We start from the raw sequence: 16,089 nt of genomic DNA on the forward strand, positions 1-16,089 counted from the left end.
CTGGTGTTGTCGTCGTTTGATGTGTGGCCTATTTGGCGTCTTTGACGTACGCCTTGATGATCTTCTGGTCTTCCACGGGGCGGTCGCCGCGTCCGGTGCGGGTGTTTTCGATTTTCTCCACCACGTCGTAGCCGCTGATGACGGTGCCGAAGATGGTGTGGTTGCCGTTCAGCCAGGGGGTGGCGGCGGTGGTGATGAAGAACTGGCTGCCGTTGGTGCCGGGACCGGCGTTGGCCATGGCGAGCAGGCCGGGTTTGTCGAAGGTGACTTTGGGGGTGACTTCGTCGGCGAAGGGTTTGCCCCAGATGGATTCGCCGCCGCGTCCGGTTCCGGTGGGGTCGCCGCCCTGGATCATGAAGTTCTTGATGACGCGGTGAAAGATGACGCCGTTATAGTAGCCGTTGGTGGCGTGGGTGGCGAAGTTTTCACTGGTCTTGGGGGCGATTTCGGGCATGAGCTGTACTTCAATGGTGCCCTGGGTGGTTTCCAGTACCACAATAAGGTCTGTATTCATGTTTCCTCCTTGAGATGGCAGCACCAGTAGCGCGCACACAATGACGACAAGAGCGAGTGAACGGAATGCCTGCATGGAATTCTCCTGGTAACGGTACTTTTCCTTTTACATGTAGAGCATGAAAAATAGCACTTTGAAGAGCAATGCGCAAATTATGGCGGAGATGGGTACGGTCACAATCCAGGAGATCACGATTCCCCACAGCATGCGCAGGTTGATGCTGCCGACGCCTTTGACGAGTCCAACGCCGATGACACTTCCCACCAGGGTATGGGTGGTGGAAATGGGCAGGCCCATGGTGGAACATACCAGCACGGTGGTGGCGGCTCCAAAGGTGGCGGAAAAGCCGCTGGTGGGGGTAATTTCCGTGATGCGTTTGCCAATGGTGTCGATGACACGGTATCCCATGGTGGCGATACCCACAACGATGCCCACTCCGCCCATGGCCAGCACCCACAGGGGTACAGGGACATGGGCCTGTATCTGGCCGGTCTGCAGGGTGGTTACCACGGCGGCCACGGGTCCGATGGCGTTGGCCACGTCATTGGCTCCATGGGCAAAGGCGACATAGCAGGCTGTCAGGATCATCATGGAGCGGTAGATGCGGTCGACGATGGTGAACTTTGCGCCGAATCCCTTGCGGTTATAGGCGGTATCGGGAATTTTATTCATGAGGGTCTTGCTGATGATGACGCCTATGGTGCCGATGGCTATGGCCATCAATATGGAAAACTCGATGCTGATGGGGAGCTTGAGGTTGGCGAGACCTTTGTAGATCATGGAGAGGGAGAGGGTAAAGACGAGGATAAAGACCAGATAGGGGGTGTAGCGTTTGGCGTTGATGACGGGGGTTTCCGTTGCCAGGATCTTGCGGTGGATAAAGGAGAAGATCAGCATACTGATCAGGGCGCCGGAGAGGGGTGAGACGATCCAGCTCATCCCCACCTGGGTGAGGCGCTCCCACTGAATCACGCCCATGCCCCCTGCCACCAGCCCGAAGCCCACGACGGCTCCGATGATGGAGTGGGTGGTGGAGACGGGCCAGCCAAAGATAGTGGCAACCTGCAGCCACATGGCGGCTGCCAGCAGGGCGCTGAGCATGCCCACCACCACCACTTCGGGGGTACCGGAGAACAGGTTGATATCAACGATTCCGCTTTTCACGGTCTGGGTTACCGATGATCCCACCAGGAAGGCGCCCAGAAATTCAAAGACGGCGGCCACCATGACGGCCTGCTTGAGGGTCATGGCCCGTGAGCCCACCGAGGTTCCCATGGCATTGGCCACATCATTGGCCCCGATGTTCCAGGCCATATAGAATCCGAATATCACGACGAGGGTAAATATAAGCAAGGAGTGTTCAATCACAATTTCACCTGAGTGTACATGGAATTAACGGGTCGCGGCATTGCTGTCGGCACAGACTGCTGTGAGTTCACTCGGAGAGTACCTCTGCGGTGGACTCCGCCAGTCTCTCTGCGGCATTGGCCATTTCGCCCAGCTTTTTGGTGAGCTCGACGAGCATGAAGATGGTGACGGGAGAGATCTCTTCCTCCAGGGCATAGACGTGCTGGGCCAGCTTGTACTGGCGCTTGTCGCACTCCCATTCCAGGAAGACGATGTGCTCGACCTTGCTGGCGAAATCCTTTTTCTGCGGGGCGCCGAAGCCGCTGTCAAAGACGTTTTCCACTTCCGTCATCAGTTCCAGAGTAGCGGCCAGGATCTCCTGCACCTTGCCGTAGAAGGCCATGAAGGGTTCACGCAGTTGGGGATGGAGGTAGGTTTTGCGGACGGTGAGAATAAAGGCGATATCTTCAACATCGTTGGCGATGCTGTCCTGCTTTTTCAGGAGCTTGAAAAGGCTTTTGCGGGAGACGGGCATGAACATGCTGGTGGGAAAAGAGGCGCGCGAAGAAGCCTGGACGCGGTCGGCTTCATTCTCGAACTTCATGATTTTCTTGGCGACCAGTTTCAGGTTGTCGAAATCTTCGGCCAACCAGTACTGGATGGCAGGGTCAAGCTGATCAATGCATTCCTTGACCGCTTCCATGTGTGTCTGAATGGCCTTGAGCGGATCCGGGCCAAAGAGTCCTGAGATGAGGCTCATAGTTTCATGTACTCCCGTCAGTCTGAAAAAATGTTTTTCTTCAACCCCTGAATCATGTATCTTTTTCAGGGCACAAGATCGTATTCTTGACATGTATTTAACAGATATGCCACAAAAAATTTACCATATTTTCACAAAATCCGGAAAAGTGGATATGAAAGGGAAATACCGTTGTTTATTGGAGAATTTCAGGCCGGGAAGGTCATTCACGAAGATCTGCTGGTGGTTCAGCACGCCATAAAACAAGCCCGCAACGGCAAGGATTATCAGTTCATCAAGCTCCAGGATCGCACCGGCCAGCTGGATGGATACAACTGGAACTACCAGGCAGGCTCACCGGAGTTCAAAGAGGGCCAGGTGGTCACGGTCAAGGGCACCATTCAGGAATTCAAGGGGAACCTGCAGGTCAACATCTCTTCCATCGCCGCCTCTGGAGCGGCTTTTGATCGCGACAAGTTCCTTCCCGTCACCAGCAGGGACGTCAATGTCCTGTACCAGGAGCTGGAAAGCATGATCGCCAGAATCCAGAACCCGCACCTGAAAAAGCTGCTGGTTACCGTCAGTCAGGATCCGGAAATGAAGCACCTGCTGCAGACAGCTCCGGCTGCGAAATCCATGCATCACGCCTACCTGGGCGGCCTGCTGGAGCACCTGGTTTCGGTGATGGGCCTGGCGCTGCGCGTCTGCCCCCACTATCCGGAGATCAACCAGGACAAAGTGCTGGCGGGCACGTTCTTCCACGACATTGGCAAAATCTACGAGCTGGAATACAAGACCGCTTTCGAATACAGTACCCCCGGCATCCTGCTCGGCCACCTGTACATGGGCTGCGAAATTTTCGACCGTTTCGTGCGCAAGTTTCCCCAGTTTCCGGCAGAGTTGAGCATGGAGATCAAACACATCATCCTCAGCCACCACGGCCTGCTGGAATATGGTTCCCCCAAGCGCCCCAAAACCCTGGAGGCGCTCGTGGTTCACCACCTGGACGATCTGGACGCCAAAATCAACACCATCAACGGTTTGTTTGAAGCAGCGGGGAAGAGCAACTCGCCCTGGACGGACTATCACCGCCTGCTGGATCGTCGCTTTTATCGTGGTGATGAAGGAAATGGCGACCGTGCCGAGCAGCCTGAAGAGCTGCCAGCCACGCCAGTGAAAAAAAGCGTGCAGCCGGAGCCTTCAGACAGTGGGCAAACGAAGACGGTGGCACGCGCTGAAACCAGGAAGAGCTTTTCCCAGCAGCCATTCCAGCAGCTTGATGGCATTCTGCCCTTTGAGGGAGACAAAAAAGAGGAGTAGGATGCCCATGGCGCACATCGCGCGAAGCAGCCGGACAATCAGGCCCCTGTTGCTCTGCCTTTGCTTTCTGCTGGCGAGCGCGCAGGGAGCCTGCGCTGAGAACGCTGCTTCCGCAGGAAGTTCCGAGTGGATTTTCATTCCCTTCCCCATCTATACACCGGAAACCGGTGCCGCCATGACCCTCTGCGCCATTGGAACCTTCCGAGGGCCGCAGCAGTCTGCGGCGTCAAGTTTCCTGATCGCCCTGGCCTACTCGGAAAAGGAACAGCTCAGCCTTGAGTTCAATCCAAGTATTTCCTTTGGCAGCACAGTGCGCACCAGTGCGAGGGTAGCCTTTGAAGACTGGCCCGATGAATTCTTCGGCCTTGGCAACGACACCCGTCGCGGTGATCGCGAGCATTTCGCCTCGCGCAATACCGTGGCACGTATCGAGCTGCAGCACTCGCTGGGAAATGATTTCTGGATGGGTCCGATCATCGACTGGAAAAGGTACCGTATCCGTGATACAGAAGAGGGCGGACTACTGGAAACCCACCTGCCAGACGGCATTGACGGAGGAACCCTTGCCGGCCTGGGAATCGCGGTCAGCCACGATACCCGGGACGACACCTTCTTTCCTTTTGCAGGTCATTTCATTCAGATCAACGCGGTGCGCTACACGCAGCAGCTGGGTTCGGACTACTCCTTTGCGCGAACCACCCTGGACAGCCGCCAGTATATCGCCGTTGGGGGCCGCCACGTGCTGGCCCTGCATCAATACGCCAGCATCAACCGGGGAACCGTCCCCTTCCAGGAACTCTCCATGCTGGGCGATTCTTCCCCCGCCCTGATGCGCGGATACTATTCCGGGCGCTTTCGTGACCGGGACATGGCGGTACTTCAGGCAGAGTACCGCGCCCCCCTGCCTCCGGGGCCCTGGGCTCTGGCTTTTTTTGCCGGCACCGGCGCAGTAGGCCGCAACCTGGGGGAACTGGCATCGGAAGACCTGAAATGGTCGGGAGGCGCCGGGCTGCGCTACCGGGCCAGTCGCACGGAAGCCGTAAACCTGCGCCTCGACCTGGCGCGGGCTGAAGACAGCAGCGGCATCTATTTTAATGTTTTCGAAGCTTTCTGATAAAGGAACAGATTTCATGACGGCATTTCATACACACACCCTGGCTCCCGGACACTTTCTGCTCAGCTGTGATGGTCACGGGGAAGCCCGGTGGTTCGACCCCAGCTGGCGGCAGCAACACGCTGTTCAGCAGGGAGAAGCCCTGGGGCGCGGCAACAGTCAGATCCTGCGCATCGGCGACACCACCGTCGTCCTGCGGCACTATCTGCGGGGCGGCATTATCGCCCGGCTGAACCGCGACAAATACCTCTGGCAGGGCCTGAAGGACACCAGACCCTATCGCGAATTGACATTATTGCTGAAGCTTCGCGACATGGGACTCTCTGTGCCCAATCCGGTGGCTGGCCGGGTACTGCGCCGGGGCTTCTGGTACACCGCCGATATCATGACCGAATATATCGCCGACTCTCTGACCCTCGACCAGTGGCTCATGAGCAGGCAGATATCCATGGACCTGTGGCAGCGCATCGGCGCAACCATTGCCACATTCCACCGGGCCGGCCTGGACCACGTGGATCTGAATATCCGCAATATTCTCATCGACAGCCATAAACAGGTGTACCTGATTGACTTTGACCGATGCCAGCTGCGCGATCCCGATTCCCACTGGCAGCACGGCAACCTGGAGCGGCTGAGCCGTTCCCTGTACAAACTGGGACACTATACCCCCTGGCAATGGCAGCAGCTGATGCACGGTTATCGCCAGCCAGCTTCTCTCCACCGTACCTGAGGATTTCCCATGGAAAACAAAACGTCCCGTCGCCAGAATCCACCCTACCACCTGTTGCGCAATGCGTCCTACGCCCTGGATGGCTTGCGGGACATTCTGCGCACCGAGTCATCGTTCCGGATTGAAGTGGTGCTCTTTGTCATTTTTCAGGCAATCGCCATATTCCTGCCCGTCACCACCGTCGCCAAGGCAGTACTCAGTGTATCGCTTTTCATTCCCCTGCTGGCCGAACTGGCCAACAGCGCCATAGAAAGAGCGGTGGATCTGGTGACTCAGGAATTCCACGAAATGGCCAAACGCGCCAAGGACGCCGGCAGCGCCCTGGTGTTCATGTCCTTTGTGACGACCATCGTGATCTGGGGCTGGGTGCTGTACGTGGAGTTTCTTGCCTGATCCCTGCGACTCAGCGAGGCAAACGCTTCTTCTGCACTTAACAGTTTGCTGAAATACTTCAAAATACGCAGGCAATTGAAAAGTGCTCAGGTGCAAGGCACCCGCAGAGCGTGGCGAGAAGCGTACTCCCCGTACGTTGCAGCAGCGAACGACAGCGGGCAACACCGCAGATGAGGGTTTTTCAGCAGCCTGTTGCGCGCATTATCCCACGGGCGTTCATGTGCGGTGCAGACTCTCCCCGCCTTTTTCGTGTTTTGTGGTATCGACTCTTCCGGCTTTTAGCGGGAATTTTGAATCAGTATTCGTTTTATCTCCGAAATCCTCACAATGTCCTCATCATTTTTGCGCTTCAGATACATCCAGGTGTCGTCAGCGCCCGTCACTTCACCTGTGACGCGGTATTCGCTCCAGCTTGAGCAGTTCAGGAATATGGTGACTTTTTTGCCTTTCAGATTTTCAAACACCGTGTCCTCCTTGTGCACTGTTGCCGCTCAGCGCTTCTTTGTGTAGAGCTGTGGATACTCTGCTTTGAAACGCTTGTGAAACCAGAAGTACTCATCGGGCTTCTGGCGAATGACCTGTTCGGTGATGCTGGCCTGGGCCTGGACGCTTGCGAGAATATCGCTCTGTTCGTCATCGGTTCTGGCCGTGAGGATGGGTTCGTGGAAGGTCATGATGAAGTGCTGATGATCTTCACTGTGGACAAACACCGGCACAATGATGGCCCCGGTGCGGCGGGCCAGGCGGGCGGCGGAATCGATATGGCGGGCGCGGCGACCAAAAAAATCTACCACCACACTCTCCTTCTTGCGGGTATTCTGATCCACCACGAGGCCCAGAACCCTGCCCGCCTTCATGGCTTTCATCAGGCCCTTGATGGCGCCTTTACTCTCCAGGACTTCCACATCCCCCATGACCCGGTGGGAAAAGAGCTCCTGGGAAATGGTTTCCGATTTCACCTTTTTGCCCACCGCGGTGATGGGAGCGTAAAAAGAACCTATCATGGGACCGATCAGCTCCCAGTTCCCATAGTGTGCTGTAATGACAATGACCGGCTTTCCACTGGCCAGGGCCGTGGTGAAAATCTCCTCGTTTTTAATGGTCACTGAACGGCGAATTACCTCCATGGGCTTGCCAAAGCGCATCAGAAAATGAGCCAGATAGTGGACAAAGTTGCGGTAGGTACGCCGGGCGATCTCGTTACGCTCCCGTGGTGTCAGCTCTGAACCAAAGGCGAATTCCAGGTTCGTCAGCACAATACGGCGATGGTAACGATTCAGAAAAAAAATGGCGCTGGAGAGGGCGTTGAGCAGTCGAGTCCGGAATCCCGACGGCAGGTGCGTGACCAGGAAGCCAAAGCTGCGCAGTATGGTAGAGTAAAAAACATCTTTCACAGAACTTGTCCTTGTGCGGGTGAGATGAACTTTGCATTATGCGCCCCGCAACGCGAAGGTGTCAAGACACGCCGCGCAGCTCCGGCTTTCTCCGCCACGGTTCTTGTGGTAACATGGAAAAAAATCAAAGGAGCGGCGATGGGAGCACAAACGGGACTGATACTCTATCTGGTTTTTGTGGTAGGCTGGATGCTCTTTGGTTTTTATCGCCTGGCCTACCGTCGTGAATTCAAGCGCTTTGTCACCTGGGCCATGATCATCTGCGCCTGCCTGCTGTGGTTTCACTACTACCCCGTGGTGGGCGATCTGCTGCAGGAGAAGTACCGCGCCAGGCTCATGACACCCCTGACAATACTCTTTCTCTTCCTCTTTACCACCAGCGGCCCCTTTATGACGGCTCGATGGAAGCGCAGAAAATAGCCTTTTACCAGGCGGCTTGAGTTTTTTCGTAACCACTCACGGCCACCCAGCGCTTTTTCAGCAGGAGCGCCAGGGTTCCGAAAGCGAGCCAGGATGGCCCGCGGCAGAGACGTAGGTCCTCGGACAAAAGGGAGCGTCTCTGGGAGGAAGGCTGGCGCGAGTGACGTTACACCGTGAAGAGTTCCTTTTTTCAATTGCCTGCGTATTGTGAGGTATTTCAGCAGCCCCTCACAGCATCTCCCAGTATACCTCAAACTCACACTCGTGCTCCCAGGCAGCCAGCTGACGCCAGATATTTTCCACCAGACCGCGGGCAGACTCTTCAGAGCGCACCGCCGCGACCGCTTCCAGCACGCCTTCAGCCGCGTATTCACCTGAAGCATCCAGAACCGACAGGTTCATGCGCTGCAGCTTCTGCTGCAGGGAGCGCAGAACGCGACGCCTCCCCTTCAGCCCGGCCGGCTCGTCTATGAAAATCTGGATCTGCAGAGCCACAACAACCATCAGAACACCTCCGATCGCGCCCCAGGCGACAAGTTAGCAACCTCAACTCCCTCCTGACAAAGACATGGAAAGTTTCGCGGTTAATTGTCAATGCAAAAATAGCGCGCATTGCAAATTCATGTAAAATAACGCTATAATTAACTGCTTTGAACTACAGAAAACCATGTCAATTTGACATTTTCATCCCGTCTGTGTATGATTGCCGACAAAAAGCATTTTGAAAGGTTTACCATGAGACAGACAGGAGACACTGATCCGTCTACCATTACCCTCACCACGCCAACCCTTGCGGATGGGGCAGAGGTCTATCGGCTTATCAGCCAGTGCCCTCCCCTCGACGTCAATTCTCAGTACTGTTACCACATTATCTGCGAACATTTCAGCCAAACCAGTGTCATTGCCAGAATAGATGGAGATGCCGCAGGGTTTATCAGCGGGTACACCCTGCCCGAGCATCCGGATATCCTCTTCATCTGGCAGGTGGCCGTTTCCGCAAAGGCCCGCGGCAGGCAGCTGGCAACCCGAATGCTCGAACATATCATCTGCCGCAAGCGCGCCACAGCCGTGCGCTTCCTGCACACGACCATCAGCCCTTCCAATATCCCCTCACAGAAACTCTTCAGCGCCATTGCCCGCACGTTCAAGGCACCTATGCGTGAACGCGAGTTTCTTGCTGGCGAGGTGTTCGCCGAAGGTCATGAAGCCGAAGTCCTCTATGAAATCGGTCCACTGCAATACTCACAATAACACAGACAAAGGTAGGTATTCCCATGCGTATATTTGAACAGATGGAATCACAGGTCCGCGGCTACATCCGCTCGTTTCCGGCAATTTTTGAAAAGGCCAAAGGCTCTTACCTCTATGACGAACAGGGCAACGAGTACATTGACTTTTTCGCCGGGGCGGGCACCCTGAACTATGGACACAACAACGACCGCGTCAGCAGCGCCCTGATCGACTACATTCAGAAAGATGGCGTGGTTCACGGCCTTGACATGGCCACTTCCGCAAAAAAACGTTTCCTGCAGAAGCTTCAGGACACGGTTTTCTCTCCACGAAATCTGGAGTACAAGGTACAGTTTACCGGCCCCACGGGCACCAACTCGGTGGAATCAGCCCTGAAGCTGGCCCGCATGATCAAGAATCGCTCCAATATCGTGGCATTCACCAACGGCTTCCACGGTCTGAGCATGGGCTCCCTGGCCGTAACCGGCAACAATTTCTACCGGGACGAGGCCCATATCAGCCGCAGCAATGTGAGCTTTATGCCCTATGACGGCTACTTCGGCCCCGATGTCAACACCCTTGACTACTTCCGCAAATTCCTGGCCGATGGCAGCAGTGGCCTGGATCTGCCCGCAGCAGTGATTGTAGAGACCATTCAGGCCGAAGGCGGCATCAATGTGGCCAGCGATGAATGGCTGCAGGGGCTTGAGCAGATCTGCCGTGAATTCGACATCCTGCTGATCATCGATGAGATCCAGGTGGGCAATGGCCGCAGCGGCGAGTTCTTCAGCTTCGAACGCGCCGGCATCACCCCCGACATGGTCACCCTTTCCAAGTCCATTGGTGGCGGATTGCCTCTGGCACTGCTGCTCATGCGCCCGGAGCTGGATCAGTGGAAGCCCGGCGAGCACACCGGCACCTTCCGCGGCAACAACCTGGCCTTCGTGGCTTCAGTAGAAACTCTGGCCTACTGGGACAGCAACGACCTCAGCGATGCCATTCACTATAAATCTGCGATCCTCAAAGAAGAGCTGCAGGCCATTGCCGCAAAATACCCTGACCTGAACTGCAATGTTCGGGGCCGTGGGCTCATTTTCGGTCTGGAAATCCCCGAGCTGGGCTTCGCCAAGGAAGTGTCACGCATCGCCTTTGAAAAAGGCCTTGTCATAGAACTTTCCGGCGCGGATGACCAGGTGGTCAAGTTCCTGCCTCCACTCACCATCGACGAGGAAACGCTGCGCAAAGGTATTGCCATCATTGATGAAACCATCGGCGAAATCATTTCCACCAAGCAGGATCGCCTGCGGGAGGAATTCTGATGCTGGTACGTGCGCTGAGTGAAATTCAGGGAACCGAGCGGGAAGTGCGTGCGGAGAACGGCAACTGGGTCAGTCAGCGTCTGCTGCTCAAGGATGACAGGATGGGTTTCTCCTTCCATATCACCACCATCTTTGCCGGTCAGGACAACTTCTTCCAGTATAAGAATCATCTGGAGTCGGTATATTGTATGGCCGGTGAAGGGGAGATTGAAGATCTGGCAACCGGAGTTGTCTATCCCATCAAACCGGGCACGGTGTATGCCCTTGATCAGCATGACAAGCACCGTCTGCGCGCTTTCAAGGATATGACCATGGCCTGTGTCTTCAACCCGCCGGTTTCCGGACGGGAAGTCCATGGTCCAGATGGCTCCTACCCGGCCGATACCGACTGATTCCCTTTGTATTACTTGTCCGCGCGGAGCAGCTGAAAAGCTGCTCCGCTTTGCGCATATCCCCTCACCCTGCTAGCACAACGCTCTTAGCGCCGGAAAGGGTTTGCAGTCGACGCTGAAGATGGTATATTTCACCATTGAATCACATATTGAAGCAACGGGTAGCACTCCATGAAATACCATCCGCTCAAGCTTCTTCAGGAAATGACCATACTCTTCGCCGAGGACGACCCCATCATGCGGGACTCCATCGCCCGCATCCTCAGCACCCATTTCCGCCACGTGCTTGTTGCCGAGGACGGCGCTCAGGCCATGGAGCTTTTTAACCAGCAGCGCCCGCACATCATTCTCCTGGATATCGTCATGCCACGCGCCAGCGGCATGGAAGTGGCCACCGCCATCCGCCAGCAGGATCCCGATATACCCATTATTATCCTGACTGCTCACAACGAATCCGAACACCTGTTTGCCGCCATTCGCCTGCGGCTGATGGAGTATCTGGTCAAGCCGGTCAGCCTGGATAGACTGCGCAGCACATTCCTGCACTGTGTAACAGAACTCCAGCAACGGGGCAGAATCGCGGTTCAGCTCCAGAGTGGTGCCACCTATAACGTCAACACGCAAAGCGTGGAATGGGATGGCAAAGAGATTTCCCTGACCCGCAATGAGAAGAGTTTCCTGGACTTCATGCTGCGCCACCGCAACCAGGTGGTTGACGCCGACCGGATCTGCTTTCATATTGACCCGAACCACGATATGACCACAGTGGCCTGCGCAATCTGGTGTATCGTCTCAGATCTAAAATTGGCAACAAATCCATTGTAAGTCATAAAGATTCCGGCTACATGGTGCCCTGATGCGCTCTGCGGGCACGGCATTCGCGCGCACTCTGCTGTTGCTGATTCTTGTACTTGCGCATACTCCCGCCTTCGCGGCTCCGCAACTCCCCTTTGACGTGACCCATCTGCACAATACGCACTCCCTGGTCGAAAGGATGGAGTTCCTGTACGACCCCCTTGCCGAGCACAACTACCGTGACATCATGGCAAGCGACGCCTGGCAGGCTCTGCCCGCCAGCTATTTGGGCTACTCTTCTCGGCCGGTGTGGACACGCGTTACCATAAGCAATTCTGCTCCCAGGAACAGAGCGGTGATTCTCTGGAACACCCGTCCACTGGTGCAGTATGTCGATGTCTATATCGTCGACGAAGACACCCTTCTCGAGCATCACAGGCTGGGATACATGAATCAAGCCGAACCGTCCAATACTTCGCCCTTTAACAGCTTCCTGCTGAAGCTCACTCCCGATCAGACGGTTACGATTTACACCCGCACCCAGACGGCTGCAGAAGTTGACGTGGAGTGGCTTGTCAGCACGGTTACTGACTTCTCCCGCGAAGCTATCAAGCGATACCTCTTCTGGGGAGTTTACCTGGGCCTGCTGTTCGCGTTTATTCTCTACAGCGCCATCAGCAGCTTTGACCTGCGTCAGCCGAAATTCCTGGCCCACTTCAGCTTCTGTGTGGTTTCGCTCTTTTTTGTGCTGGCGTACAGTGGAATCACCCGCTTCGCTGACTTTGGCATCCCCAATACATACTGGTTCTACAGCATGTGGGTGCTCGGCTATGGTGGGTATATCGCCGTCACTCTCTTTGTCATGTATTTTTTCAGAACCAGCAGCACCATGCCCGGCATGCACGTGTGGCTCCAGGTACTGCTCATGGCCACCAGTCTGCTGGTTCTGCTCTGGCTTGCCGCGCCATCGCTGCCCAGCATATACGCACTGACACCGCAAATGGCCAGCTTCAACCTGGTGCTCTATCTCACTTTTTTTGCTGTCGCGTGGCACGCCGTAAAGAGACGCCAGAGCGGGGCCCTTATCTTTCTCAGCGGCCAGGGGCTGGTCCTTCTGCTTTCCGCTGTGCTTTTTTTCGTGGGAGAATCCGGCATCATCGAACACCTGAACTATGTCACCCTCGCCATTCCCCTGAACATTTTTCTCCACATCACTTCCATCTCGCTGGCCATCGGAAAAGACGGTCGCGACGGACGCTACGAGCTGGAATCCCAGAAGCAGAGCATGCTGAATCAGTCCCGCTTTGCGGTCATCGGTCGCTCCCTGGGCATGATCGCCCACCAGTGGCGCACCCCCCTCGCCCGTCTTGGTGCTTTGCTCAGCGAGCTGCAGACCTACCTTGAACCTGCCCGAACGGCAGATGATCACACGCAGCGCATCAGGGAAGTCATTATACCCCGCATGCGTGAAAGCGTTGCCTTTATGGGCAGTACGGTTGATGATTTCAGGAACTTCTACAGCTCCGGCAGCACCAGGGAGGAGTTTTTTCCAGATCGCACCATCAAACAGGTTCTGCTCATGCTTAAAGAGATCCCCCTGTTTCAACGCACAAGCGTACACTGCCACGGTCCGGAAGCGCTCCCCATGCTCGGATATCCCGGTGCCTTTGCCCATGTGCTGATGATCCTGCTGGAAAACGCACTGGACACCTTCAGCGAACGCAACACCGCCGATCCAAGTCTCCATATTTCCTGGCAGCAGCGCGAAAACACGCTGATTCTCCAGGTGGAGGATAATGGCGGGGGCATCTGCATCCATCCTGTGGAAAAAATCTTTTCATCGTTCATCAGCAGTAAAGTTCACAAGGGAATGGGGATGGGGCTGAGCATTGCCAGGATGCTGGTGGAAGAGCGTATGGGAGGAACTATTCAGGCAGGCAACACTGGCCGCGGAGCGCTTTTCACGGTGACACTGCCCCTGCGCGGAAGTGCGCCATTGAATGGCAGCAGACATGTCGAATAGGTCTTCCGCAGCTTCACGCCTCGCCTATTTCGTGCCGATATAGGTGTCTATGTTGATTCCCCATTTTTTAGGGTCTTCCGAGCCAACCACCATCTCGCACACATCCTCGCAGGAGAGGTCGAGGATCTCCGGGCGCATATACCGGCGTTCCTTCGTGCAGAATATCGCACGCACCACCGGATGCAGCAGGTCACGCCGGCCATCTTTCTCACTGGCCGACTCCATCACCACCGCAAGCTTGCCGCTTTTCAGGCGAACCAGGGTTCCCGGCGGATAGATGCCCACACATTGGATAAAGCGCTGCACCATACTGGGGCAGAAGTGCTGCTCACTCCACTCCAGCAGGCGCCGCAGCACCACCGTGGGATGCTGTCCCTTGTGGTAGCAGCGGTCAGAGGTAATGGCATCGTACACATCGGCCACTGCCGCCATCTGGGCGTAGGGGCTGATCTGATCGCCCTTGAGCCCTTTGGGATACCCGGAGCCATCCCAGCGCTCATGGTGCTGGGCGGCCACTTCAACACAGATGGGAGAAATTTCCGGCGTACCGCTGAGGATCTCGCCGCTGTAGGTGGCATGCTGCTTCATGATGGCAAACTCTTCGTCGGTAAGCTTGCCGGGTTTATTGAGAATCTCATTGGGCACCTTCACCTTGCCGATATCATGGAGCAGCGCCCCCTGACCAATGTGGTGAATGGTATCGATATCGTAGCCCTGGCTTTTGGCAAAAATCATCATCAGCACACTGACGCTGACCGAATGCTGAAAGGTGTACTGATCCTGATTGCGAATACGCCCCAGGCTGAGCAGGGCGTTCTGGTTGCGGAAGATGGAGTCGGTCATGCGCTCGACTATGGGAGCGGAAGTCTCGGTTTTAATGCTCCGCCCCATGCGGATATCATTCATCATGTTGGTGATCGTCTGGGAAGCCTCGTGGTGGGTACGCCGCGCCATGCGAATCTCTTCGCCCAAAGGCACCGGCTGGGGTGGCAAGACCACCTTCAGGTCACTCTTCTGGCCCTCATTCTTCTCTTCCTCCTGCTGCGAAGCGACATCGGCCTCTGCTTCCGCAGGCGGTGGAGCCTGCTTGTCCGCTTCATCAATAACCACCTCAATCTTCTTGCGCGGAACATCCCGCCCCTTGCTGGTATCAATCCAGAGTTCCTCAATGCCCAGAGCACGGATTTTGGAGATGGTCATGGTATTGCGAACCAGAAAGCGCGTGGAAGCAAAAGGATGATCAAGCCATCCACAGTTCAGGTCGGCTATAAACATGCCGGGAATAAGATCATCCAGGGAAATCTTCTTCTTCACCACTACCTCCCGCTACACAGAAACCGTCAGCATAAGCCGGTTGATCTGTGATCGCGCTAAACGTGTAAGTTGATGATCCTGCAGAATCAGCGCGCACTCCGGGTGCTCGGCGCCCGCGTCGGAACACCACAGCTTCAACCCCTCCATAACCCGGAAATACTGTCCGTACGCATCCCGCGAAACCTTGTCACCCATGGCAAGGGATCCGGCATGATAACAGCCCTGAGCTTCAATAAAGGCGCTCTTCGGGAGAATATCCATAAGCGTCGTAAAGTAGCTGAGCAACAGCTGGAGTTTTCTGTCAAAAAAGAAATTCAGGTGATACACCAGGGCTGGCAGGTGCAGAAAGATACTCTCCCTTTGGGCCTCGGCGCGGATAAGATGAGATGCAAGATATTTTGAGCTGCTGCTGTCAACAGCAATCGTCTGTTTAATGGTCTGTACAGTAGACGAATAGTCATTGACCAGCGACGAAAGGGCACGCAGTGCCTCACAGTTTCCCTGGGTGAGCAGCATGTCGGTATACTCACTCAGAATCATGGTCTCGTCGACAATGTAATCATCATGGATGACAATCGCCCCCAGCAGGGCCACCAGGAACATGTTGATTCCAAACCGGTGACGATGGCTCTGCTGCCATCGCTGCTCGTACCACTCCAGCAGATCCCAGGCCCCGGATGTGCTGATGTACATCTCCTGCAGACGCTGGATCGGGTCACCGGACTGCGCCTGACGCACCACACCTCGCACCACACGCGCCTGCCCCTTGCGCACCATACGGCGCACATCGGGCGCCATGGATGGAATATCCACCATGGGAACCGTATTTCCCGTAACGCCCGTTGGCATCTTACGGTTCGGACTCAGTGTGCAGGCAAGGGCGGTATAGACCCCAGTCGTGTTGCGTTTCATTCAGACACATAACTCCGCAGAAATTTCTACTGCAGGAAATGGTATCAAATGAAAATCTCACGAAAGTCTCAGGAGAAAAAAAACTGTAAATTTTCTCTTTCAGGTATAGCTGGTAACAGAAGTTTCGCACCCC

At 55.6% G+C, this 16,089-nt stretch carries 18 protein-coding genes; 10 read left to right on the forward strand and 8 right to left on the reverse strand.

Annotated elements, in window-relative coordinates; all coding sequences use genetic code 11:
- Positions 1–28: 28 nt before the first annotated feature.
- The 3 genes from ACZ46I_RS11805 to ACZ46I_RS11815 all read right to left on the reverse strand — a co-directional run bounded on the left by ACZ46I_RS11805 (position 29) and on the right by ACZ46I_RS11815 (position 2,621).
- Positions 29–514, reverse strand: a complete 486-nt coding sequence (locus tag ACZ46I_RS11805; RefSeq protein WP_041725941.1) for a peptidylprolyl isomerase — start codon at positions 512–514, stop codon at positions 29–31.
- Between the two features lie 105 nt (positions 515–619).
- Positions 620–1,882, reverse strand: coding sequence for an inorganic phosphate transporter (locus tag ACZ46I_RS11810; protein ID WP_464280907.1), 1,263 nt, complete (start codon positions 1,880–1,882; stop codon positions 620–622).
- Positions 1,883–1,949: 67 nt separating this feature from the next.
- Entirely contained in the window at positions 1,950–2,621 is a 672-nt protein-coding gene (locus ACZ46I_RS11815; protein ID WP_226508869.1) for a TIGR00153 family protein, read from the reverse strand.
- A 171-nt stretch (positions 2,622–2,792) separates the two neighbouring features.
- Here ACZ46I_RS11815 and ACZ46I_RS11820 point away from each other — a divergent pair, with 171 nt between their 5' ends.
- Genes ACZ46I_RS11820 through ACZ46I_RS11835 form a run of 4 tightly spaced genes read left to right on the forward strand, consistent with a single transcriptional unit; the run spans position 2,793 to position 6,157 of the window.
- The gene (locus ACZ46I_RS11820) at positions 2,793–3,920 is read left to right on the forward strand and encodes a 3'-5' exoribonuclease YhaM family protein (RefSeq protein WP_013505644.1); all 1,128 of its coding nucleotides are present in this window, start codon (positions 2,793–2,795) and stop codon (positions 3,918–3,920) included.
- A 7-nt stretch (positions 3,921–3,927) separates the two neighbouring features.
- Positions 3,928–5,034, forward strand: coding sequence for a BamA/TamA family outer membrane protein (locus tag ACZ46I_RS11825; RefSeq protein WP_464280908.1), 1,107 nt, complete (start codon positions 3,928–3,930; stop codon positions 5,032–5,034).
- Positions 5,035–5,050: 16 nt separating this feature from the next.
- Positions 5,051–5,764 carry a 3-deoxy-D-manno-octulosonic acid kinase gene (locus tag ACZ46I_RS11830; protein ID WP_013505642.1) on the forward strand — a complete coding sequence of 238 codons (714 nt, stop codon included), beginning with the start codon at positions 5,051–5,053 and terminating at the stop codon, positions 5,762–5,764.
- A gap of 9 nt (positions 5,765–5,773) precedes the next feature.
- On the forward strand, positions 5,774–6,157 hold the full coding sequence (locus ACZ46I_RS11835) for a diacylglycerol kinase (RefSeq protein ID WP_013505641.1): 384 nt from the start codon (positions 5,774–5,776) through the stop codon (positions 6,155–6,157).
- Between the two features lie 278 nt (positions 6,158–6,435).
- On the opposite strand, the gene ACZ46I_RS11840 is transcribed toward ACZ46I_RS11835, so the two are convergent.
- The gene (locus ACZ46I_RS11840) at positions 6,436–6,621 is read right to left on the reverse strand and encodes a hypothetical protein (RefSeq protein WP_041725939.1); all 186 of its coding nucleotides are present in this window, start codon (positions 6,619–6,621) and stop codon (positions 6,436–6,438) included.
- 27 nt (positions 6,622–6,648) lie between these two features.
- Positions 6,649–7,551 (reverse strand): lipid A biosynthesis lauroyl acyltransferase, encoded by a 903-nt coding sequence (locus ACZ46I_RS11845; RefSeq protein ID WP_464280909.1) that lies wholly within the window; start codon positions 7,549–7,551, stop codon positions 6,649–6,651.
- Between the two features lie 138 nt (positions 7,552–7,689).
- Between ACZ46I_RS11845 and ACZ46I_RS11850 the strand changes: the two genes are divergently transcribed.
- Positions 7,690–7,971 carry a hypothetical protein gene (locus ACZ46I_RS11850; RefSeq protein WP_013505637.1) on the forward strand — a complete coding sequence of 94 codons (282 nt, stop codon included), beginning with the start codon at positions 7,690–7,692 and terminating at the stop codon, positions 7,969–7,971.
- A gap of 228 nt (positions 7,972–8,199) precedes the next feature.
- Here ACZ46I_RS11850 and ACZ46I_RS11855 read toward each other — a convergent pair whose 3' ends face one another.
- Positions 8,200–8,475 (reverse strand): DUF503 family protein, encoded by a 276-nt coding sequence (locus ACZ46I_RS11855; protein WP_226508865.1) that lies wholly within the window; start codon positions 8,473–8,475, stop codon positions 8,200–8,202.
- A gap of 231 nt (positions 8,476–8,706) precedes the next feature.
- On the opposite strand from ACZ46I_RS11855, the gene ectA reads away from it, so the two are divergent.
- The 5 genes from ectA to ACZ46I_RS11880 all read left to right on the forward strand — a co-directional run bounded on the left by ectA (position 8,707) and on the right by ACZ46I_RS11880 (position 13,730).
- Positions 8,707–9,222 (forward strand): diaminobutyrate acetyltransferase, encoded by a 516-nt coding sequence (ectA, locus tag ACZ46I_RS11860; RefSeq protein WP_041726611.1) that lies wholly within the window; start codon positions 8,707–8,709, stop codon positions 9,220–9,222.
- A 23-nt stretch (positions 9,223–9,245) separates the two neighbouring features.
- Positions 9,246–10,520 carry a diaminobutyrate--2-oxoglutarate transaminase gene (gene ectB, locus ACZ46I_RS11865; RefSeq protein WP_464280910.1) on the forward strand — a complete coding sequence of 425 codons (1,275 nt, stop codon included), beginning with the start codon at positions 9,246–9,248 and terminating at the stop codon, positions 10,518–10,520.
- Positions 10,520–10,912 carry an ectoine synthase gene (locus ACZ46I_RS11870; protein WP_013505633.1) on the forward strand — a complete coding sequence of 131 codons (393 nt, stop codon included), beginning with the start codon at positions 10,520–10,522 and terminating at the stop codon, positions 10,910–10,912. Before ectB ends, ACZ46I_RS11870 begins: the two co-directional genes overlap by 1 nt.
- Positions 10,913–11,083: 171 nt before the next feature.
- Positions 11,084–11,737: a response regulator transcription factor gene (locus ACZ46I_RS11875; RefSeq protein WP_464280911.1), complete on the forward strand. Its 654-nt coding sequence runs from the start codon at positions 11,084–11,086 to the stop codon at positions 11,735–11,737.
- Positions 11,738–11,768: 31 nt separating this feature from the next.
- Positions 11,769–13,730, forward strand: coding sequence for an ATP-binding protein (locus ACZ46I_RS11880; protein WP_464280912.1), 1,962 nt, complete (start codon positions 11,769–11,771; stop codon positions 13,728–13,730).
- 24 nt (positions 13,731–13,754) lie between these two features.
- On the opposite strand, the gene ACZ46I_RS11885 is transcribed toward ACZ46I_RS11880, so the two are convergent.
- The gene (locus tag ACZ46I_RS11885; RefSeq protein WP_464280913.1) at positions 13,755–15,044 is read right to left on the reverse strand and encodes an HD-GYP domain-containing protein; all 1,290 of its coding nucleotides are present in this window, start codon (positions 15,042–15,044) and stop codon (positions 13,755–13,757) included.
- A 12-nt stretch (positions 15,045–15,056) separates the two neighbouring features.
- A complete protein-coding gene (locus ACZ46I_RS11890; protein ID WP_464280914.1) occupies positions 15,057–15,956 on the reverse strand; it encodes a hypothetical protein in 900 nt (299 codons plus the stop codon).
- Positions 15,957–16,089 lie beyond the last annotated feature (133 nt).

The sequence above is a fragment of the Desulfurispirillum alkaliphilum genome (assembly GCF_055378285.1).